20 protein-coding genes are annotated in these 22223 nt (G+C 35.4%); 10 read left to right on the forward strand and 10 right to left on the reverse strand.

The window, feature by feature from the left end:
• Nucleotides 1-80 precede the first annotated feature (80 nt).
• The 3 genes from ACP7BT_RS10505 (at nt 81) to ACP7BT_RS10515 (ending at nt 1910) form a co-directional block, all read left to right on the forward strand.
• The gene (locus ACP7BT_RS10505) at nt 81-644 is read left to right on the forward strand and encodes a helix-turn-helix transcriptional regulator (protein ID WP_002484368.1); all 564 of its coding nucleotides are present in this window, start codon (nt 81-83) and stop codon (nt 642-644) included.
• Between the two features lie 109 nt (nt 645-753).
• Nucleotides 754-1512 carry a MerR family transcriptional regulator gene (locus ACP7BT_RS10510; RefSeq protein ID WP_041080286.1) on the forward strand — a complete coding sequence of 253 codons (759 nt, stop codon included), beginning with the start codon at nt 754-756 and terminating at the stop codon, nt 1510-1512.
• 302 nt (nt 1513-1814) lie between these two features.
• Complete coding sequence (locus ACP7BT_RS10515; protein ID WP_115338749.1) at nt 1815-1910, forward strand: type I toxin-antitoxin system Fst family toxin; 96 nt, start codon at nt 1815-1817, stop codon at nt 1908-1910.
• A 306-nt stretch (nt 1911-2216) separates the two neighbouring features.
• Here the strand turns inward: ACP7BT_RS10515 and ACP7BT_RS10520 are convergent, their stop codons facing one another.
• From ACP7BT_RS10520 to ACP7BT_RS10535, 4 genes are all read right to left on the reverse strand, one after another.
• The gene (locus ACP7BT_RS10520; RefSeq protein WP_160279505.1) at nt 2217-2354 is read right to left on the reverse strand and encodes a hypothetical protein; all 138 of its coding nucleotides are present in this window, start codon (nt 2352-2354) and stop codon (nt 2217-2219) included.
• Between the two features lie 244 nt (nt 2355-2598).
• Nucleotides 2599-2754 carry a FeoB-associated Cys-rich membrane protein gene (locus ACP7BT_RS10525; RefSeq protein WP_080773297.1) on the reverse strand — a complete coding sequence of 52 codons (156 nt, stop codon included), beginning with the start codon at nt 2752-2754 and terminating at the stop codon, nt 2599-2601.
• 12 nt (nt 2755-2766) lie between these two features.
• Nucleotides 2767-4761 carry a ferrous iron transport protein B gene (gene feoB / locus ACP7BT_RS10530; protein ID WP_041080287.1) on the reverse strand — a complete coding sequence of 665 codons (1995 nt, stop codon included), beginning with the start codon at nt 4759-4761 and terminating at the stop codon, nt 2767-2769.
• Nucleotides 4754-4990: a FeoA family protein gene (locus ACP7BT_RS10535; protein ID WP_037539168.1), complete on the reverse strand. Its 237-nt coding sequence runs from the start codon at nt 4988-4990 to the stop codon at nt 4754-4756. Before ACP7BT_RS10535 ends, feoB begins: the two co-directional genes overlap by 8 nt.
• Before the next feature lie 375 nt (nt 4991-5365).
• On the opposite strand from ACP7BT_RS10535, the gene ACP7BT_RS10540 reads away from it, so the two are divergent.
• Nucleotides 5366-5665 carry a hypothetical protein gene (locus ACP7BT_RS10540; protein ID WP_011304021.1) on the forward strand — a complete coding sequence of 100 codons (300 nt, stop codon included), beginning with the start codon at nt 5366-5368 and terminating at the stop codon, nt 5663-5665.
• A gap of 466 nt (nt 5666-6131) precedes the next feature.
• Here the strand turns inward: ACP7BT_RS10540 and ACP7BT_RS10545 are convergent, their stop codons facing one another.
• The gene (locus ACP7BT_RS10545; RefSeq protein WP_041080289.1) at nt 6132-6965 is read right to left on the reverse strand and encodes an aldo/keto reductase; all 834 of its coding nucleotides are present in this window, start codon (nt 6963-6965) and stop codon (nt 6132-6134) included.
• 292 nt (nt 6966-7257) lie between these two features.
• Here ACP7BT_RS10545 and ACP7BT_RS10550 point away from each other — a divergent pair, with 292 nt between their 5' ends.
• From ACP7BT_RS10550 to ACP7BT_RS10575, 6 genes are all read left to right on the forward strand, one after another.
• Entirely contained in the window at nt 7258-8679 is a 1422-nt protein-coding gene (locus ACP7BT_RS10550) for an APC family permease (protein WP_002484362.1), read from the forward strand.
• A gap of 598 nt (nt 8680-9277) precedes the next feature.
• Nucleotides 9278-10852: a CoA-transferase gene (locus ACP7BT_RS10555; protein WP_041080290.1), complete on the forward strand. Its 1575-nt coding sequence runs from the start codon at nt 9278-9280 to the stop codon at nt 10850-10852.
• A 17-nt stretch (nt 10853-10869) separates the two neighbouring features.
• On the forward strand, nt 10870-12396 hold the full coding sequence (locus tag ACP7BT_RS10560; RefSeq protein WP_041080291.1) for a class I adenylate-forming enzyme family protein: 1527 nt from the start codon (nt 10870-10872) through the stop codon (nt 12394-12396).
• A 90-nt stretch (nt 12397-12486) separates the two neighbouring features.
• The gene (locus ACP7BT_RS10565) at nt 12487-13695 is read left to right on the forward strand and encodes an acyl-CoA dehydrogenase family protein (RefSeq protein ID WP_041080293.1); all 1209 of its coding nucleotides are present in this window, start codon (nt 12487-12489) and stop codon (nt 13693-13695) included.
• A 58-nt stretch (nt 13696-13753) separates the two neighbouring features.
• A complete protein-coding gene (locus ACP7BT_RS10570; RefSeq protein WP_115338745.1) occupies nt 13754-16012 on the forward strand; it encodes a 3-hydroxyacyl-CoA dehydrogenase/enoyl-CoA hydratase family protein in 2259 nt (752 codons plus the stop codon).
• Nucleotides 16013-16043: 31 nt separating this feature from the next.
• Nucleotides 16044-17228 (forward strand): thiolase family protein, encoded by a 1185-nt coding sequence (locus ACP7BT_RS10575; protein ID WP_002484357.1) that lies wholly within the window; start codon nt 16044-16046, stop codon nt 17226-17228.
• A gap of 250 nt (nt 17229-17478) precedes the next feature.
• Here ACP7BT_RS10575 and ACP7BT_RS10580 read toward each other — a convergent pair whose 3' ends face one another.
• The 5 genes from ACP7BT_RS10580 to ACP7BT_RS10600 all read right to left on the reverse strand — a co-directional run bounded on the left by ACP7BT_RS10580 (nt 17479) and on the right by ACP7BT_RS10600 (nt 22030).
• Entirely contained in the window at nt 17479-17943 is a 465-nt protein-coding gene (locus ACP7BT_RS10580; protein ID WP_011304010.1) for a DUF4188 domain-containing protein, read from the reverse strand.
• Between the two features lie 6 nt (nt 17944-17949).
• Nucleotides 17950-18408, reverse strand: a complete 459-nt coding sequence (locus ACP7BT_RS10585; protein WP_002484355.1) for a DUF3021 domain-containing protein — start codon at nt 18406-18408, stop codon at nt 17950-17952.
• Nucleotides 18405-18845: a LytTR family DNA-binding domain-containing protein gene (locus ACP7BT_RS10590; RefSeq protein ID WP_002484354.1), complete on the reverse strand. Its 441-nt coding sequence runs from the start codon at nt 18843-18845 to the stop codon at nt 18405-18407. Before ACP7BT_RS10590 ends, ACP7BT_RS10585 begins: the two co-directional genes overlap by 4 nt.
• A 191-nt stretch (nt 18846-19036) precedes the next feature.
• Nucleotides 19037-20104: a WD40/YVTN/BNR-like repeat-containing protein gene (locus ACP7BT_RS10595; protein WP_041080297.1), complete on the reverse strand. Its 1068-nt coding sequence runs from the start codon at nt 20102-20104 to the stop codon at nt 19037-19039.
• Nucleotides 20105-20152: 48 nt separating this feature from the next.
• Entirely contained in the window at nt 20153-22030 is a 1878-nt protein-coding gene (locus ACP7BT_RS10600) for an assimilatory sulfite reductase (NADPH) flavoprotein subunit (RefSeq protein WP_041080298.1), read from the reverse strand.
• Nucleotides 22031-22223: the final 193 nt, after the last annotated feature.

Below are 22223 nucleotides of genomic sequence, written 5' to 3' on the forward strand. Positions count from 1 at the left end.
GCAAAATGATGCAGATGTCAACGAACTTTGATAGTCTTATATTGAAAATCATCATAATCTCTACTTAAAGGAGCAGAACAATGAATTTAGGACATCAAATTAAATATTATCGGCAACGCGATCATTTATCTCAAGAAAGTTTAGCTGAAAAATTATATGTTTCACGACAAACAATTTCTAATTGGGAGAATGATAAAAGCTATCCAGATATTCATAATTTATTGATGCTAAGTTCATTGTTTGATGTTTCTTTAGATGACTTAGTCAAAGGAGACGTGGAGATTATGGAGCGTAAGTTGAAAGAAAGCAGATTTAATCTATCCTCGCATTTAATGATATGGCCGATGTTGATAGCAGGAATATTAATTGGACCTGCGATGTATTACTGGGGAGCATTTGGTTTAATACTAGAAATATTATTATTAGGTACTGGTATTATTGCATCATTTAAGGTAGAGCGTTTTAAGAAATCATATCAAATACAAACCTATGATCGTATCGTAGCTTTTATGAATGGAAAGGAACCAAATGAAGTACATTCATCTAATTTAAGAAATTTAATTACTTCGATATATAGTTTCGTATTAGTCGTGGGTATTTTTATCGCAGTTGTATTAATTAGTATATATCTATTTAAGCCATAAGTATGATATAAAACATGTGGATGATAGTTCGATTTTTAAAAATTAGAAATTTCTCCTTGAGGTTGACGTAACGTAAGGGTGTAACGTGTTATTTGTCAGGAGGTGAATTATGGAATATACCGTAAGTCAATTAGCTAAACTATCAGGTGTAAGTCCTCGCACATTGCGCTATTATGATCAAATTGGATTGCTTAAACCAGATAGAATCAATTCATCAGGATACCGGATATATGGCAAAGAACAAGTAGACATGCTTCAACAAATTATATTCTATCGAGAGTTGGATGTAAGTATTGAAGAAATAAAGAACATCGTTCAACAACCTGGATTTGATCAAGTAACTGCTTTAGAAAATCATTTTCAAAATTTAAAACAAAAGCGTGCACACCTCGACAAAATTATAGAAACCGTTGAAAAAACCATTGCGTATACGAGAGGAGAAATTAATATGCAAGATAAAGAAAAATTTGAAGGATTGAAAGTACAAGCAATTCAAGAAAACGAACGTGAATATGGTACTGAAATCAGAGTAAAATACGGGGATAAGTCTGTAGATGAAAGTAATGCAAAATTTAAAGATATGACTGAAGCGGAATATAATGAATGGCGTAAATTAAAGAATGAAATTATTGAGTTATTACCCAAAGCATATCAAACCGGCGATCCATCATCTGAAGTTGCGCAAATGTTAGCTGCGAAGCATAAAGCATGGTTAATGTATACATGGTCTGATTATACTAAAGAAGCACATTCAGTTTTAGCTGAAATGTACGTGGCTGATGAACGATTTTCTAGATATTATGATAAATATGTAGAAGGTGGTGCTCAATTTTTAAGAGATGCCATAATCGCTTTTGTTAAGAAATAAAGATAGATAAGACGGCGGGGTGTCTTAGATAATATCTTTTGAGCTATAGATTATATATTAATTAAGAAGTTAGACAACACAACGTTGTTTAGCTTCTTTTTATTATTTCGGGATGGTAAAAGTAGGGAGTTAATCAATTTTAAGTTTATAGTTTTTGGTAGTAAAAGTGTTGGAAATGAGGCATTCTTTAATATGCTTCAACGTAGTTTAAGTAGGTACGCTGATACATTAGCAGGTGGTATAATAATAGAGTCGCCTTAACTTCCGGCGGGCGATATTTTCGGCGGGAGGAGGTGTTTAATATGCTTATGATCTTCGTTCACATCATTGCACCAGTCATTAGTGCCTGTGCAGTTGCGTATTTTACTTATTGGCTTAGTAGTAAACGCAATAAATAGAAGGCGACGTTAAGCGGCATCAAAAAATCCCCTCACTACCGCAAATAGTGAGGGAATTGGTGCTTATATGCATATAACCTTCGTTAATTGAATTATAACATCATAGTGCGTAGGAATGCAAAATCGAAATTGTGAAATATAAATATTTAATATAAAGGGAATGGGATAGTAGAAATATATACTTAACTATTTAAGTGAAAGATTTTATATAACCTTTATAAGCGTAATAAAAACACATGCAATATTATGCATGTGTTTTAATTTTTTATTGACTTTATACTTAAAAAAACGAATGTGTATGATATATCACCAATTAATAAGACCTGAATATAATTTATATGATTTAACAGCATTTTTGCTTTGTTTGTCTTCACTATTTGAACATGCTGCAGCTAAGAGGAGTGTAGAAATTAGTATGGCAATAACTTTAATTGCATTTTTCAATTGATTCCCTTCTTTCTAATTGTATAAATATAGTTTACGTTAATTGATAATAGTTATCAATTGAATGTTTTAAATATAAATTAAAAATATTCCGTAAAAAATATAAAACACCAAGTTTAATGGGTATTATTATATTGAAAAGTTGAGTTATTTTAATAATTTATATAAATAAAAAAGGTACGGCAGACATATGGCTATCTGCTGTACCTCTTTTTAAATTTCTATTTAATTGTTATGCCGAAAGTCATTTAAAGTTCACTTTTTCACTGGTGTGACAACCTTCTTTTATACCACAAGACGTACACTTACCGGCTTTTGATTTTTTCAAGAACCTAGTGAGCGCATAAATCGTGTAACTGAAAATAGCCAAAATAATGAAGATGTTGATGATTAATGTCATAAAATCACTTCCTTACATAAATAGATGACCGATTTGATAGAATACCAGTGTCAAAACGTAGGCAGTAATCAGTGGATAGGCGACTGCGAAGACGGTCCATTTTATAGAATAGGTTTCTTTACGAATCGTTGCGACCGTGGATAAGCACGGAATATACAATAGAATGAAAATCATAAATGCATACGCTGATAAAGGCGTAAACTGGTGTTGAATAATATTAACTAATCCGGATTCATCAGATGCATAGATAATGGCCATTGAACTTACGATGACTTCTTTAGCAAGGAAACCAGGTATTAAAGTTGCGCCTGCTTGCCATGTACCGAAGCCTGATGGGGCGACTAAAATGGCAAAGAAGCTACCAATTGAATGTAAAAAGCTATCATCTACATCGACATTGAACCCACCCGGGCCAGTATAATTGAGTAACCAAATGACAACAGAACCAGCGAAGATAAAGGTACCGGCTTTTTTAACGAATCCTTTAGCTTTTTCCCAAGTACTTCTCCAAAGTGTTTTACCTGATGGCATTCGATATGTTGGTAACTCGACAATAAATATCGAATCATCATTTTTCATTACTGTTTTAGTAATCAGTACACTGGTAGCCAAGGCAACCACGATACCTAATACGTATAGGCTAAGGACGATAAGGGCTTGATGTTGTTCGAAGAATACACCAACAAATAATGCATAGACGGGTAAGCGCGCAGAACATGACATGAAAGGTGCGATTAAAATGGTTGTGAGACGTTCTTTTTCACTTTCAATACTACGCGCTGCCATAATGCTCGGCACATTACAACCAAAGCCAATAATCATGGGAATGAAAGATTTACCACTTAAGCCAAAGACTTCCATAATACGATCCATGAGCACAGCGATACGTGCCATATAACCTGAGTCTTCAAGTAAAGAAATAAAGAAGAACAGCACTAAAATTTGTGGTACGAATACAATAACCGCACCTACACCAGCGATAATGCCATCCGTAATTAAATCTTGTAAAAATGGAAATAATCCTATGTTATCCATGACGGATTTAACTGTGTCGGTGAGTGTACCACCTATGAATTCGTCGATTTGGTCTGATAGGGGTGTACCAACCCATGTAAATGTAATTTGAAATATCAGCCACATAATGCCTAGAAATATTGGAATACCTAAAATTTTATGAGTTAAAATTTTATCTAAGTGTGAAGAGAAATATTGACGGTCTTCGTCTGGATAAGTGATAGCACCTTCTAATAAATTGTCTATATAAGCGTTACGTTTTTGTTGGATTGTTTCTCTAATAGATAGCGTTAATGGAGCGGCTAATTGTTGACGTATAGGCGCTATGATATCTATTAAATTTGTTTCAAGGAGGTCTAGCACTTTGGGATTGTCTAACAAGAATTGAATGGCGATAAATCGATAAAGGTGTGATTCAAAGGTACAATGTTGTTTTAAATGTTGCATTATTTTAGTGATTGCTGCTTCAATATCAGCACCATAATCAATATGTAAAGGACGATGGTTAGATAGACGATGATCTTTTAAAGCATTTAATAATTGTTGTGTGCCTTTACCATTTCTTGCAATGATAGGCAGCAAAGGTAATTTTAATTTTTTAATCAATGCACTTTGATCAATATGAATGCCTCGTTTTGCAGCGACGTCTACCATATTTAACCCGATAATCATTGGTGCGCCTAATTCCATTAACTGTACCGTAAGTTGCAAGTTACGTTTTAATTGACTGGCATCTACGATATTGATCATGCCAGAAAAAGATTCGTTTAATAAATAGTCAGTCACTACGGTTTCATCTTTGGAAATCGGCGATAATTCATAAATACCAGGTAAGTCTATAAGATTCCCAGCATTTGATTTAAGACGTCCGAGCTTCTTCTCTACCGTTACACCGCTCCAGTTACCAACGTATTCGTATGTACCAGTGAGTGCATTAAATAATGATGTTTTTCCTACATTAGGATTTCCAATAATACAGTAATGATTAGCCATGAGATTCCTCTAAGAAAATCTGACATGCGTCACAACCACGAATACTTAAATTTTGACCATTCATTTCTAAAATGCAGGGTCCCTTAAATAAACATTTTTGTTTGATTTTTATCTTGGTTCCATGAGTTAAACCTAATGCATGGAGACGCTGAAGCATGTGCTTGTTTCTAATTTTTAAATCAGTTACTGTGTAATTTTTTTCTAAAACGCCAGTCTTTAAATTCAACATATACATCACTCTTTCACAATAATAATCATTATCAATTATATAATTAGGTTTAGTGCAATAGAAGTGGTATAAATATTAAATTTATGAACATTTTGTTAAACTTTATTGCTGTATGCATACAACTTTAACGTGGATAATGATATTAAAAAAAGGGTATAGAAAAGTGAGCAAAGAGATTGTATTTACTTATATGTAATATTACACTATAGATACTATCGAAATATGAAACAATAATGTTTTACCTTGAATGTGTACATGACTATACATAATGATTAACGGCAACTAGGTGATTTGATCTCAATCCAATAAGTAGCAGATGTGATAAAAATGAAGTTGATGTTTGTCAAATGCACATGAATGTTAGGAGGGATTCAAATGGCTATCCGTGAAAATAAACGTATTAAAGTAAAAAGAGTAAACGAAACACGTTCAAATGGTATTTCTGTCATGATTGAAGAAGGTGGATTGGGAGCCGATCAATACTATCAGATAGAAAAGCAAAATGCGAAGACCTCAGAAGAACATTTGCATCAATTTGAACATGAAGTCAGCGAGAAAAGCGACGTAGAATTGGTTGATTTATTAATTATTAATGCACAAGAAAGTACAAATCGTGAATATAATGAAGCATTAAAAGTGATACAGTTAGAAGTGTTACAACGCATGAAGCATTAATCGTATAGTGTACTGTATGACCTGCTGAAATAGAATACCAATAAACTTTGGAATGAAGTAACGATACGCTAAAGTTTATTGGTATTTTTTTAATGTTAAAATAAACGCGTATGAAGTATAACCTACAAATCTATTGTAAATTCAAAGAATTAGGGTGAATACATGTATAATCCTCAAATCAAAACATTTATTAAAGTTGCTGATTTAGGAAGTTTTAATTAATTACAGAATGAATAGCATCTTTTTTCAAAGACAACTTAGAATTGAAAATAACGGAGAGGGACAAAAATCCAATTTTCTAATAGAGATTTTGTAGTCCTACCTATGCAATCAAGGCAAGGATGACTAGAATTGAAAAAAGCTTGATACAAGGGTATTTTCAATTCAGTCATCTACTGCTTAATTGAAAAAGAGCCTTAGACATCATTAAATGTCTAAGGCTCTTTTATGAGGAAAAATGAGTATACTATCCGTTGAATTCTAAAGGATTTGGTCCAATTCTATGATCTTGATTTAACGCATCGATGCGTGCGATTTGTGCTTGCGTTAATGAAAAATCAAATATATTTATATTTTCTTCGATTCTATGTGGTGTGACTGATTTAGGTATAGTCACCACACCATGCTCAATATTCCATCTGATAACGACTTGAGCTGGGGATTTTCCAATTTCATCAGCGATTGCGACGATTGTCTCATCTGTAAGAATTTCAGCATTCATTAAAGGAGACCAAGATTCCATTTGAATAGATTCAGAAGCAAGATAATCTCTTAATGATTGTTGTATAAGGTATGGATGGAATTCCACTTGATCGATGACCGGTTTGATAGAAGTATGTGCTTTTAAAGTTTCAAGGTGTTCAATATCAAAGTTACTGACACCAATATTTTTGACTTTTCCATCATTATATAATGCTTCCATGCCTTCCCATGTTTTTATCATTAGCGACTGATCAGTACCTGGCCAATGAATAAGATAAAGGTCTAAGTAATCTAAACCTAAAAGTTTTAATGAAGTTTCATAACCTACTTGAACGTTATCTTTACCGTAGTGGTCTAACCATAATTTTGATGTGATAAACAAATCTTCTCTTTGAATACCAGCTTCAAGGATGCCTTCTTGAATGCCCTGACCGACCATTTCTTCATTACCGTATACGAAAGCAGCATCAATACTACGGTAGCCACTAACAATTGCATGTTTAACAGCATCCTTTGCCGTATCATTATTTTCCACTCTAAAAACGCCTAAACCTAGTTGAGGCATCGTATGTCCATTATTAAATGTTGTATATTGCATCAAAAAACTCCTTTTTATCTAAATTCGTAATATGACGATAATTATTATTTTAAAGGGCATACTTTAAAAAAGTAAGTACGCACTTTAAAGTACCCGTGCAATAGATAATGCCAAGAAAATAAGTGATGTAAAAAAGTCCCTGAATATAAGGTGGGTGATTAACGGATAACTTTGTAAAATATATGAAAATACAATAAAAGTTAATTCTTTCTTCAATAGCATATACATCAGATTCAAAAATCATTATACTTAAAAACATGTTTGTTTTAAAAATAGCAAGGAGAAGTAAAAAATGAATCTTATACAAAGCTTATTACGAAAAGAAGATGTATCTCGATATCAAAATAAAGATGCGCATCTAGAACGTACACTCCGTGTAAAAGACTTTTTAGCGCTAGGTGTAGGGACAATTGTTTCTACAGCGATTTTTACACTGCCTGGTGTTGTATCAGCAGATCATACGGGGCCATCTGTCAGCTTATCCTTTTTAGTGGCGGCGATTGTTGCTGCAATGGTCGCATTTGTCTATGCTGAAATGGCAACGGTAATGCCTTTTGCGGGTTCTGCATATACTTGGATTAGTATTTTATTTGGAGAGTTCTTTGGATGGATTGTTGGATGGGCATTAATTGCTGAATATCTGATTGCCGTATCCTTCGTTGCTTCAGGTTTTTCTGCTAATTTAAGAGGGCTGTTAGACCCCTTCCATATTTCATTACCGAATTCACTTTCTAACTCATTGGGTACGGATGGCGGTATCTTAGATTTGATAGCAGCAGTCGTCGTTGTTATTACTGCCTTGTTATTATCTCGTGGAACTTCTGAAACAGCACGTGTTCAAAATATATTAGTAGTACTTAAAGTACTCGCGATTTTTTTATTTATTATTGTAGGGGTATCAGTGATAGATCTTGGAAATTATGTTCCGTTTATACCTGAATATAAAGAAACTGCAGCAGGTGCATTTGGAGGATGGCAAGGTATTTATGCTGGAAGTTCAGTCATCTTCGTAGCATATATCGGTTTTGATTCAATAGCAGCTAATTCTGGTGAAGCGATTAATCCACAGAAAACAATGCCAAGAGGTATACTAGGTTCGCTACTGATTGCCGTAACGCTCTTTATTGTTGTAGCTCTTGTGCTAGTCGGTATGTTTGACTATAGTTCATATAAAAATAATGCAGAGCCAGTTGGTTGGGCATTACGTACAAGTGGTTATGGTACGATTGCTGTCATTGTTCAAGCCATTTCAGTTATTGGTATGTTTACTGCCTTAATCGGTATGATGTTGGCTGGTTCCCGTTTATTATATTCATTTGGTCGGGATGGTATCCTTCCGTCTTGGCTTGGAAAATTAAACAATAAAAATCTACCGAACCGTGCATTGATTGTACTTTCTATTGTTGCTGTAGTTATTGGTGCAGTCTTTCCGTTTGGTTTCCTTGCACAATTAATTTCTGCAGGTGCTTTGGTAGCATTTATGTTCGTTACGGTTGGTATCTATGCCTTACGTAAGAGAGAAGGAAAAGATTTGCCAATGCCAGCATTTAAACTACCATTTTATCCAATCATGCCAATCATTATCTTTGTGTGTGTATTCGCTGTATTTTGGGGCTTAAGTGGACAAGCTAAGCTCTATACATTGATTTGGTTTATCATTGGTATTGTATATTATCTATTTTATCTAGTGAAAACGAATCGACAGCAAAAATAAGTAGTTCAAATAAAAATAAAATGATTCAATTGAGCAATAGCATTCACAGTAATTAACATTGAAGTTGCTATTGGTAGTGTAAGTTGAGTGATATTATAACCTTTATCTATAAGGCCCCTCGTTAATTTAGTTTAGTAGTATTTATTAAATTATACGAAAGGGCCTTATTTTTTTAAAAGCATTGTGATATAAAAGGATAACAAACTTATACGAATGCTACAACTATATAAAATGTTTATAAAAGCAACGATATATAAAAATAATTAATATTTTTGTAACGAAAATATTAATTAATATAATGTCGAAATCTAAGTTTTAAAAAAATAGAAATGCTGTAAATAATCACCATTAATATAGTAAATATGATGAGTCAAATAGACGAGATGTGTTAAAACATTGATTTGAATTTATTTATGCTCAAACCGCGTTATAAAGACATAAAATAGTTAATCTTGATTTGTAAAATTTAAAATTTTTGCATAATTTTCAAAAATAATGGTATATTACATGTAAGGGTTTACATTTACATAAAAAGGAGCGCTTTTTAAAGGGGAAAGCTTATAACAGATTGGATTAAATAAAGATAGGAGACACCTATATGAAAATTATTCCATTTTCAAAATTGACAAGCATCATTAATAAAGGTGATGTTATAGCTCTGGCAGCCTTATCAACGGCTAATTTACCAGCTGAGATACTCAAAACGTTAGTCGAATATAATGATGAAGATCAATCGTTAACAGATTTTACATTTATGTTAGCAAATGATATTAGTGATTATCGTGGCGATAGCTATGACTTAGATGCATTTACAACAAGGGGTATGATTAAGCGATTAATCACAAGTATCATCACAGCGTCACCGGCAACAATCAATGCAATGCGCAATAACGAGATCGAAGCGTATTACTTACCTCAAGGCGTGATTACCACGCATTACAGAAGTAAGACGCAAGCCTCACCAGGTACCATATCTAAAATTGGCCTGAACACCAATGTAGATCCTAGGTATACAGGTGGTAAAGTCAATGAGCGCACGACCGAAGATTTAGTCTCGTTGATTGAAATTAATCAACAGACATATTTACAGTATGACTTTCCAGACATAGATATTGCGCTATTAAGAGGTACATATGCGGACATGGATGGCAACATATACATGACACATGAAGCACATCTTGGTGAAGGATATAGCTTAGCATTAGCAACACATAATAATCGCGGAAAAGTGATTGTTCAAGTTAAAGCAGTTGTTCAAAATGGTAACTTTAATCCCAATGATGTATTTATTCCAGGAAAACTGGTCGATTATGTTGTTGTAAACACGAATCCTAAACTGCATAGGCAAGTGATGCAAACGCAATATGATCCAGCACTATCAGGACATTATCAAATTACAGAAATGCGAGAACCATATATAGCATTAGGTACCCGTAAAGTGATTTTGAGACGTGCGGCTCAATTTTTATTAGAGGGTGACGTAATCAGTATTGGTTTTGGCATAAATAATGAATTATCTAATGTCTTATCGGAAGAACAAGTCAATCATTTAGTTCAGCCTAATATTGATACGGGCGTATTTGGTGGATTAATCAGTAGTCGAGAACACTTTGGTATGAATTACAACTTGAGTGCACGAATGAGACATGATATGACTTGGGATTTTATCTATAACAATGGCTTGGATGTTGCCTATTTAAGCTTTGCTGAAGTTGATCAGATGGGTAATGTCAATGTGTCTAAGTTTGGTGAAAAAATGAACGGCTGCGGTGGTTTTATAGATATTAGTCAGACAGTAAAGACAATTGTATTTTCAGGAGCGATGGTTGTTGGGGGTCAACTATCATACGAGAATAATAAAGTAACTGTAGAAGCGCAAGGACGCGCTACAAAATTTGTGGATAAAGTGGGTAGTATGGACTTCAATGCTGAAAATGCAATTAAATTTAATCAAGAGGTCTACTTCGTAACGGAACGTGCAGTATTTGAATTAACGCACAAGGGTTTAAAACTTATTGAGATTGCACCAGGTTTAGATTTAGAACAAGATATTTTAGCCAACATGGCTTTTAGACCGATTCTTTCTGATGATATCAAGCTAACACAGAGTGATATCTATCAAGCGCACTGGGGAGGATTGGCTCAAGCAATTAAGTCGGATTATCGTATTTAAATAAGGGGGAGAAAAATATGAACTACGACTGGATTAAAACAAGAGCAACGTTTGACGAACCAAAAGCAGCGGTCATTGATCCATTCAAAGGTACAGAATGGACATATCAAGATTTAAATATTAGAGCAGAGAACTTGGCGAATTATCTACAAGAACAAGGGGTTCAACGTGGTGATGTTGTTGGTATTTTTTCACCAAATGATGTTGCGCTATTAGACCTATTGTTTGCTTCATTCAAACTAGGCGCTGTGTATTTGCCCATTAATTGGCGATTAAAGACACAGGAAATTGAAAGCGTGATTGCTGATTCTGATGTGAAATTAATATTTTATTCAGCAAAGCATTTATCAAGTTTAGAAGGCATCGCAGATGAACTGATTCATATGGATATTGATTCTAAGACATATGATGATATCGTTGATCCAACCCATCATCGTCCTTTTACAACGGTTAGTGTTGAAGGTGATGATTTAGCATCTTTAATGTACACGAGTGGTACGACAGGATTACCAAAAGGCGTAATGTTCTCTTATGATTCATTTGTAAATAATCCAATTACCATAGCATTGACATACAAAGTATACGCATCCTATACAACCATTATTTCAACACCGATGTTTCATGTACTAGGATTTAATGACTTAACGATTCCATTATTAATGGCAGGTGGAACATTGGTATTACAACGGTACTTTAACGGTGAATCATTAAATGATTTAATGGCTCAATATCAACCGAATTTCTTAATTCAAATCCCAACGATGTACTACGCCATGTTGGTTGCTGACAACTTTGATTTAAAGAACTTTGCCAATATTGAATTCCTCATACAAGGGGGGGCAGCGCCTTTACCAACTGTACAGAAAAAATTTGTGAGCTTGGGAATTCCTATTATTACAGGTTATGGTTTAACAGAGGCACCACTTGTCAGCGTCAATACAGCAGCGAATAACGAACGTAAACCAGCGAGTATTGGGCAACCCGTGATGTTCACAGATATCCGTATCTTCGATGATCATTTTGAAGAAGCACAAGTTGGAGAAATTGGAGAACTGGGCGTTAGAGGTAATAATGTGACACCAGGTTATTGGAATAAACCAGAAGAAACAGTCAAAGCATTTAGTGGTGAATTTTTCTTAACAGGAGATTTAGCCAAGATAGATGAAGATGGAGATGTTTATATAGTGGATCGCCGCAAAGAGATGATTATTACTGGCGGTGAAAATGTTCTCCCTTCCGAAGTTGAAAGGGTACTATCAGAACATCCACTTGTCGCTCAAGGTGTTGTGGTCGGTTATGATAGTCCGAAATACGGGGAGTCAGTTTCAGCAGCAGTTGTTTTAACCGAAGATGATCCAGATTTTGAACAGAAATTAGATGCACATATGAGAGAACATATTGCGGGTTATAAAATACCGAGATTGTATCTCAAATTAACACATATTCCATTAAACTCAACATCGAAACCAGATAAATTAGAAATTCAAAAATATATGAATGACAAAGCGCAAAAGCAAGACCAAAGTAAAGACGAATTAACATAACCCGTCGATTTGAAGCAGGATGTATTTAAAAGTTGGAAAAATTTTTAACTGTAAATGTAAGCGCAATCATAATAAATGGAGGTTTATATTATGCCAACAAAAGAAGAAGTAATCAAAGCATTATACCCAGAAGATATTTTAAGTATCGCAAAAGACTTAACGGAAGGAGAAGTGAAATTATTAAAACAACTTAATGATATGTTAGAAGAAAAATATCGTGATTCTGTTAATGAACATTGGTTAAATGCAACTGAGCCTGAAGACTATTTTGAGGAATTAGGAAAATTAAATTACTTCCAAAATCCATTGCTTTTTGAGGGACGTGAAGGCGAAAAAACGCCTAGCCAATTATTCCAATTCTTTATGTCGTATACAATAGCGAAATTTGATGTATCTCTAGCAACATTACTCGGTGTACACCAAGGACTCGGTCATAATTCATTTTGGTTTGGAGGCAGTAAAGAACAACAAGCTTACTATTTACCGAAATTACAATCACATGAATTACGTACCTGTTTCGCATTAACAGAACCCGAACATGGCTCTGATGTTGCTGGCGGTCTTGAAACCACTGCCAAACGAGATGGTGATAAATGGATTATCAATGGACAGAAGAAATGGATTGGCGGTGCCAATGTAGCAGATGTGATTCCAGTCTATGCAGTTGATGTAGAAACTGGCAAACCTAAAGGCTTTATTATCGAACCCAGTCAAGAAGGTGTCGAAATCGATGTGATTGAAAATAAAATTGCCTTACGTATCGTACCGAATACAAATATTCATTTGAACAACGTAGTCGTCAAAGAAGAACAACGTCTACAAAATATTAATAGCTTTAAAGATATTGCACGAGTACTTTACTCAACACGTGCAGGTGTTGCATACATGGCGACAGGCGCTATGGCAGGTGCGTTAAAAGCCACAACAGATTATGTAACGAAGCGTAAACAATTTGGTAAAGAAATTAGTAAATTCCAGTTAATTCAAGAGAAATTAGCCATGATGCAAGGAAATCTTGCACAAGCCATGACAACATGTGCACAATTGGCACGCATGCAGGCAAATGGAGAATATGATGAAGTGGCTACTTCTACAGCTAAGATGATGAATGCCTTACGTCTAAGAGAGTCTGTTGCGATGGGCAGAGGGGTTCATGGCGGAAATGGTATTCTAGCTGGTGAGTATGATATTGCCCGATTCTTTGCGGATGCAGAAGCTATCTACACATATGAAGGTACACATGAAATTAACGCACTTGTCATAGGCCGTGCATTGACAGGTGATTCCGCGTTTATCTAATAGATGAACGCATTGATATAACGCATTAATTCAGAACATTAAATTTGGAGGGTTTAGTATGACAATAAGAAAAGCAACGGTGTTAGGTGCAGGAACAATGGGGAGTCAAATTGCTGCGCTACTAGTCAACGCAGGATTAAAAGTAAAATTACTAGATATTGTGATTGACGAGAACGATCCAAATAAAATTTCAAAAAAAGCATATGAAATTATCACAAATCCTAAACGTCCACAATTATTCGATTTATCATTTGCCTCTAACCTGACGTACGGTAATTTTAATGAGGATTTAGCAGGGGAAGACGATGCAGATATCTATATTGAAGCAGTAAAAGAAGAAGTTGATATCAAACATCAAATTTGGAAAAAAGTGAAAGACGTGGCTAAAGACGAAGCAATATTTGCCACGAATACGTCAGGTATTCCAATCGAATCAATTGCAGATGTCTTTGAAGATAGTGACAAAGAAAGATTTTTCGGAATGCATTTCTTTAATCCACCACGCATCATGAAATTAGTTGAAGTGATTCCTAATAGCAAGACTTCGAAATCGGTTGTGGATCGCGTGCAACGTTTTGCGGAAGATGTGTTAGGTAAAGGTGTCATCGTTGCTAACGATGTACCTGGATTTGTAGCGAACCGTGTAGGTACACAAACAATGAACGACATTATGTATCGCGCAGAAGTACAAGGATTTTCAATCACAGAAGTAGATGCACTGACAGGTCGCAGTATCGGTCGTCCAAAAATGGGAACTTATGGTTTATCAGATTTGGTAGGTCTTGATATCGCGATTGCAGTTATTAAAGGACTACAACAAATACCTGAAGAACAACCATTCTTCCATGATGTGAAACTATCCGAAAAACTTGCAGAAAAAGGTGCACTCGGCAATAAAACAAAACAAGGATTCTATAAAAAGGTAAACAAAAAGCGTTACGTCTTTGATCCTAAACAAAATGATTATGTTGAGCCACAGAAACCACAATTAGAAATATTAGGTCAATTCGGCAAAGATTTAGCTAAAAATTTAGATGTCATTTTTAATGCACAAGATGATGCTGGTGTATTTTTATGGGAGACGCTAAGAAATAACTTCTATTATTCAGCAATTAATGTACCTAAAGCGGCAGAATCTTTCAAAGACATTGATAGAGCGCTTGTATGGGGCTTTAACTGGAAACAAGGTCCATTCCAATTATGGGATTTAATGGGCTTCGAACGTGTGAAAGCACGTATGAAAGAAGAGATAGGACAGTTACCTGATTGGATAGAGCAACGCAATGAATCATTTTATACGCAAGGTGAGTCTATCGAGCGCATTACGCCCGTAGCGGAATATGTTGATCAAGAACTATGGGATAGATCAGATTCTAATCTGTCTGTAGCAAATAAAGATCAATTATTATTAAAACTACAAAGTAAGAATAATGTTATTTCAAATAGCTTCCTTGATGACTTACTTGAAGCTATTGATACATTAGAGCGTGAAGACTATAGTAGCATGGTGATTTACGCAGGTGGATTTAATTTCAGTGTCGGTGCAAACTTATTCCAAATGAAACAAGCACATGAAGAAGGACGCGTTGTAGAAGAAGTCGGTGCAGCCGTTGAGCAACTGCATCATGTCTTTGCAAGATTAAAATATGCGCTTAAACCCATTGTTACAGCTGTACAAGGTAAAGCGCTTGGTGGTGGCTGTGAACTTGTACTACATTCACCAATTGTTGTTGCTGCCAGTGAATCATATATTGGTCTAGTTGAGACAGGTGTCGGATTATTACCTGCAGGTGGCGGTCTTGCAGAGTTAACAGATAGAGTCTTGCGCACAAATCATAAAAATGATGACAAACAAAAATCAATTACCGATATACTTATGCAAATCGGTTTTGCCAAAGTATCAACTAACGCATATGAAGCGGTTAGATATGGTTATTTAAGAAATACAGATACAATTATTTTAAATACAGAAAAACGTGTCGAAGTTGCTTTAAACCGAGCGCGTTACGAATCGCAAACAAATTATATTCCAACACCAAAAGCACAATATATTGCTTTAGGTAAAGACTTTAAAGCGCTGGCAGAAGGACAATTGGATGCGCAGCGTATAGGTCATTTCATTAGTGACTATGATTATGAGATTACGTTGAAAGTGGCTGAAGTATTAGGCGGTGGGGATATTCCTCGTAACACATATATCAATCAAAGATATTTGCAAAAGCTTGAAAAAGAGAGATTTTTAGAATTGTTACAAAACAAAAAAACATATGACAGAATTTCTCATATCTTAGAAACTGGTAAACCACTACGCAACTAATTATGAATCAGTACAGGAAGGGTGAATTTAAATGCGAGACGCATATATAGTAGCTTACGGACGTTCAGCAGCTGGCAAAGCCAAAAATGGTGCTATGGCACATGAAAGACCAGATGAGGTTGCTGCAAAAGTATTAAAAGGTGTATTAGAAAGAGTCGGTGGTTCGTTTGAACCGAGTATGGTTGAAGATGTCATTGTAGGGAATTCATTCCCAGAAGGTTTACAAGGGCAAAATATCGCTAGAACCATTGCTTTGCTAGCAGGTCTACCGAATGAAGTGCCAGGTCAAACGGTCAATCGTTATTGCTCATCAGGACTTCAAACTATTGCACATGCAGCAAATCAAATTATTGCCGATCAGGCAGATGTGATTGTCGCAGGTGGTATTGAATTGATGAGCGCTGTGCCAATGGGTGGTAATGAACCAACGAATAATCCGATTCTTCAAGATGAAGATTCAGGCGTTTCATACCCGATGGGACTTACAGCGGAAATGGTAGCAGAAACATATCATGTTTCTAGAGAAGATCAAGACGCATATGCAGTTCAGAGTCATCAACGCGCAGCAGAAGCGCAACAATCTGGTAAATTTGATGATGAAATTATACCTATTGAAGTCAATCAAGTAACATATGACGACAATGGACCTGTTGTTAGTAAAGCAGTATTTAAAGAAGATGAACTCATTAGACCAGATACAAATAAAGAAACTTTAGCTAAATTACCAACTGTATTTAAGGCTGACGGTACAGTGACGGCAGGCTCCTCGGCCCCATTAACAGATGGCTCAGGTTTTGTCGTTGTGATGTCTGGTGAAAAAGTGAAGGAGCTAGGCGTAGAACCTATTGCACGCTTTGTTGGATTTAAAGCAGTAGGGGTAAACCCTAAATTAATGGGTATCGGTCCAGCATATGCGATTCCAGAAGTATTGGAACAAGCTAACTTAGACGTTAATGATATTGATTTAGTAGAATTAAATGAAGCATTTGCTTCTCAAACATTGGCTTCTATGAGAGAAGTGGGATTAGATGCTGAGAAGACGAATGTGAATGGCGGTGCCATTGCACTTGGACATCCACTTGGTGCTACAGGTGCGATGTTAGTAGGACGCTTATTGTCTGAAATGAAGAAACGCCCAGAAACACGTTACGGTATGGTTACCATGTGTATCGGTGTAGGTATGGGCGCAGCTGGAATTTTTGAATATGTGAGATAGCACATGGATTAGTAAATGAAGTTATAACAATAAATAAAATATTTGGGATATAAACATTTCAAAATAAAAACGACAATTTCTGCAGTAATGGAAATTGTCGTTTTCTTTTTATGCGAATGACATTTATGAATTTCAGTAAAAGATGCTATCGCTATCTCGTAATAAATCATGGTTATTGTGACAGTACGTATGCCTTTGACATTTCAACTTCAACTCTATGATTATGATATCGTTTGATTTAAAATACGCGTTAAGTATGTTTTTTTAGTCGTTGTTTTGCAGTATGTGTGGCTTTGCTTACAGGTTCATTACCGAGTGCTTTGCCGAGACCGAAATCAGGCATATTGATATAAATATTTTCATATTGATGGGAATCTACATTATATGTTTCATGGTAAAAACCAACGGCTTCATTATGCTTTAATTTTTTCGAGAATTTGCGCCAAGCTTTTAAATGTACAGGCATTTTTGCATAACTAAGCAATTTTTCGTTTGTTTCCCAATATTGAACGATCATAACACCACGATATTTAAACAACATTTCATAAGATAAACAACCGAGTGATTTATCCTTTGATAATTCGGAGAGCATTGGTGGCATAGCTAAAAGTACAGGCAACCAGTGATGAACTTTATACCACTTGTTGATGTGAAGACCAATCAAAAATACAGTGACCGATTCATTAGGTAGTACAGTATAACGACCTTGATTCATATCAAATCATCCCTTCCGTTTTGAGAGCATGGCATTAATTTCGTCTATATCTTGTTGATTACGTCTTGTTTCAATACCCCAAATGATAAAATAAACAATTGTATAAATGACCACAAATAGTATGATTGCTGAAAGTTTAAGAGGAAACCATCCAGCTAATATAGCCAGTGGGAACATGATGATGAGCATTAAACTAAAGTGAGTTAATGTTTTAAACCATAATGTCTTTCGTGAATTCGAAAAGATAAGCGCGCCATAACTGAATGTGATACCGATTAATGCCCATATCACAACAGCAATAAACATAATTTGTAATTCAGTTAAATGTGCAAAGTAAATGCTACCCATCGTTGATTCTGGAGAAACTGGATGAAATTGGTGGTGCGCAAATAGTGTTGAAAATATTAAAGAGACAAAGACGCCAATCGTAATACCAATGGTTCCACCGTGAAAGAATCGTTTCATAGCTTTAAAGCCTCCTTAATTAATGGTAAGTATCTTCTAGAAGAGTACGTAAATGATTGATCAGTAAAACGAATTTCAATCGTGCCATTTTTATTTAATGTTAGATAATCAATGAAGTTCACATTGATGATTTCAGATTTTGAAATTTGTAGAAAGCTATGATTAAGCTGTGCTTTTATTTCGTATAAACGTTGATTCATCGTATATTGACGTTGAGCGGTGATAACATTTAATATCTTATTTTCTATCCGAAAACAAATGATATCTTGTGGTTTAAGATAATAGATGGTTTCGTTGTATTTTCCGGGAAATAATATATTTTGAGATAATTGTTGAATTGAGTTGATAATATCTGATAAATTGTTGGCATCTTTATGCGCGTATAGTATGATTTCATCTTCGTCTAATGTTTGATCATAAACAACCTTTACTTTCATGTTCAGTCCCTCCCCTTACATTAAGTAAAACAAATTTTTGATTGTAATGCTATATAGAACAGGCAAGTGGCTTCTATATGAAGCTAAGTGGCGCGATTAAGGGTAAAAACGTGTAAATAAAAACACCCAAAAGATTGAATTTATCATACAATCTTTTGGGTGTTTACTTATATCATCTATACTAACATTACTTAGTCTAAAGTGATCAATTGATAAACATGTTGCTCTGTTAATTCATTTGTCCATGTTATGTTCAAAGGATGCCAACTTTTACCACCATTGTCGGAAGAGAAGATACCTTTATTATTCGCAATATAAAAGATACCATCTCTTTCAGTGACAGCGGAGATAAGCGTGCCATTTGTGGAAGGTAAGCCTTCAGTTGCTTCAATCCAGGCATTATCTTGTGATTTATCAATAGCATAAATGGTTGAAAATGTATGACTTCCATAACTATGGGCATTCATTGGCGAATTTGATGTTGAGATGACGATATTCTCAGCATTATTTGAATTGATTGCCAAGCCATAACCATATCTATGCTCAATGCCATCTATAAATGTTGTCCATGTTTTACCGTAGTCATCACTTTCAATAAAGGTATCTCTACCACCATTTAAAAAGGCATCTCCGAGAACGCCATATAATTTGTTGGGATGTTCGTCATGACTTTTGAGTACGTGAATATCGATAGGCGCATGATCCGTTTGCGGTACTTCCCAATGTTGTCCAGAATCTGTAGATTGAATCAAACCACCAGCCTCAATTGTAAGAGAAATGATATTGGGCGAGCGATGATTGTTATCTAACCATTTAACGTGATGTGTGTGCGGTCTTGGAGGGAAAAACCATTGTTCTTTTCCAGGAATATGTGCGAAATCTGTCAGTAATTCAAATGAGTCACCTTGATCATAGGAAATAAAGAGTGCACTTGGTTCTGTACCTACTAATACCGCACCAGTATTGTTACCTGTATCTATGACTGAGACTGCAGTAATGGATGTCATAGGAATGTCTTGCTTTTTAAAAGGACTATTATACGTAAAGCGTGTGCCAATAGGTAACCATGAATCGCCTTTGTCCACGCTTTTCCACAAACCGCGATCAAACGTGCCACAATATAATATGTCAGGATTGAATGGATCCTGAGCGATGGCGATGGGGTTCATTCCTTCTAGTTTCTTTTCTATATGAAAACGACCATTAACTTGTTTAACTAATAATAGTGTATTTGCATATGTTGCTATGAATTGACTCATCAGATTAGCCCCTTTTTTATCATTTTTTGAAGTCTATTTGTGACGTACTTAATATACATCACGTTGGTAACGTTGATTTTTAATCATTTCTGTCAAATAGGCTTCGGCTTCAGTTTCATCCATGTTACCTTCTTTGATGAGTACTTTAATTAATGATTCGTGTACACCGCTTGCCATCTCATCTTTATTACCGCACAGGTAAATTGTGGCACCTGCCTGAATCCATTTATAGAATTCAGCACTATTTTCTTCGATGCGGTGTTGGACGTAAATTTTATTTTCAGTTTCTCTTGAGAAGGCTAAGTCTAATTTGCTTAATACACCTTCTTCGAGCCATTGTTCCAAATCATCTTTATAAAGGAAATCATGATGATAATTTTGATTGCCAAAAATCAACCATTGCTCACCTTTAAGATTGAGATAAGCTCTTTCTTGAAGATAAGCACGATAAGGCGCAATGCCTGTACCTGCACCAATCATGATGACAGGTGTTTCTGTGTCATATGGAAATTTGAAATTTGGATTCTTTTTCAAGTATACAGGTAGCTTATCCCCAACAGACGTACGATCTGCTAATTGGACAGAACAAACACCAAAGCGTTCACGACGATGTGCTTCGTATTTCACAACACGTACAGTAATGTGTACACTATTAGGATTTATCTTGTTACTACTTGCAATTGAATATTCTCGTGGCGGTAATTTTCTTAACAGTTGTGGTAGCATGTTGGGTTCAAGCGCAACGGGCGTAAAATCTCTAATTAAATCAATGACATCTTTACCGTAAATATAGTTTTGGACCCATTCCGATTTTTGAATATTAGCATTTAACATGGGATTACCTAATAATTCTGCAGCATTTTTCATCAGCACAGGCGTTAATTTTGCAATTTCAAAATCATGTGTTAAAGCCTCTTTAAGCGAACGCATTGAATCACTGTCGTTCATTTGAATAGGTGTTTCAGCATCCCAATTAAGTGCATCGATGAGTTGGTTCACGAGTACAGGATCGTTTTGTGGGATAACGACTAAGCTATCACCGGGTTCATAGGCCTCACGATAACCTTCAAGTGATATTTCAAGGTGTCTTACTTCTCGAGAAGCTTCTGGTTGTGTAAGAATGGTATTTTTCAGTACTTCTGCTTGAAAAGGATTAGATTTTGAATAAGGTGCTTGAGGTTCTTCTATTGTGACGTCCTCATTTTCAACGCTAGGCGTCTCTTCATTTGTATTGGATGAGGCTTGTGTTAATAGCTCAAGCATGTTGGTAATCCATTGTTCAGCTGTCTCTTCATAATCAAAGTCGCAATCCACTCTATCTGCCACTCTATTCGCACCGAGTTGACCTAAGATATGATCAAAGTCTTTACCAGCTTGGCAAAAATCAGGAAAATCTTGGTCACCAAGTGCTAGTACCGCAAAGTTGACTTGATCTAATTGTGGCGCATCATCACCGTGAAGGTAATCATATAAATCTAACGCATTGATAGGTGGTTCGCCAACGCCTTGTGTTGAACAAATAATAAAAAGGTGTTCAACCTCAGGTAATGAATCTCTCGGAAAATCATCCATATCCCAGAGATGGACATTTAAGTTCTGGGATTTGAGTTTTGTTTCAAATGTTTCAGCAATTTCTTCAGCATTACCAGTTTCAGTACCATATAGTACATGCACGTCTAGTGGTTCTGTTGAAGCTGATACAGGTTCTGACACGGACTGGTCAGTAGAAGTGCTAGTTTCTGTTTTGGTAATACCAGCCTCATTTTCTTGTATGTCCGCTTTGTTATCTGACACTGAAGTTGTTGCTGGATTGAGTAGATAACCACTTAACCAATGTTGTTGTTCAGGTGTTAACATAGGTAGTAGTTGATTGATAAGTGCCAATTGTTCCTCATTAAAAGGGGTGTTGGTTTGGTTCAGTTGCACGGATGTCACCTCTATTGATTATATTTATATAGAAAATAGGTGCATTTGCCCTATGATAAACTATATTGAATTTTATTGAATTATAACATTGATTGAATCATTTTAAATGATAGGAATTATCATTTATTTGAAAATCAAACTAATGACCTATACAGCTCATATATCCAGTAAACTTAAATATGCCCACATCATA

The sequence above is a fragment of the Staphylococcus sp. Y174-1 genome, assembly GCF_049897865.1.
Classification (GTDB): Bacteria; Bacillota; Bacilli; order Staphylococcales; family Staphylococcaceae; genus Staphylococcus; species Staphylococcus saprophyticus.